Source organism: Mesorhizobium sp. M2D.F.Ca.ET.226.01.1.1 (assembly GCF_004022705.2).
Lineage (GTDB): Bacteria > Pseudomonadota > Alphaproteobacteria > Rhizobiales > Rhizobiaceae > Mesorhizobium.
Genome location: NZ_RZOY02000075.1, coordinates 1 through 344 on the forward strand (window position 1 = coordinate 1; position 344 = coordinate 344).

General features: G+C 64.8%; 1 pseudogene. It reads left to right on the plus strand.

The window, feature by feature from the left end:
* Nucleotides 1–105 (plus strand): annotated as a pseudogene (locus tag EN869_RS35425) (SAM-dependent methyltransferase); the annotation flags it as partial.
* Nucleotides 106–344 lie beyond the last annotated feature (239 nt).

Genomic DNA, 344 nt, shown 5'->3' on the forward strand with positions numbered 1-344 from the left:
AGAACATCCATGCCATGACCCGCCCGCGCGGCTGGGCGATGGTCGCCACCCCGTTCCTGTTCAGGGTCCATGCCCAAGCCGCACGACTACAACCATCGGACGCCGGGCTGAAGCAATTGATGGTCAAAAGGCGGCTTTGCTGAGGAGCCATGGCGCATTTCGGCGCGCCCCGTGTGGGCCTATGGGCTGTGGCGGGTTTCGTCGATATTATCTTCGTGGGCACATCGTGCGCCGGCGTGCTGGCGGCGATCTGATATGTCGGATACGGCCCGCGCCGCTTTCCGAAAGCAAGGTTTGGCGGCGGCGCCCTTGCCGTCATCCGGCGTGTCGTCGGTCTCCTCCCC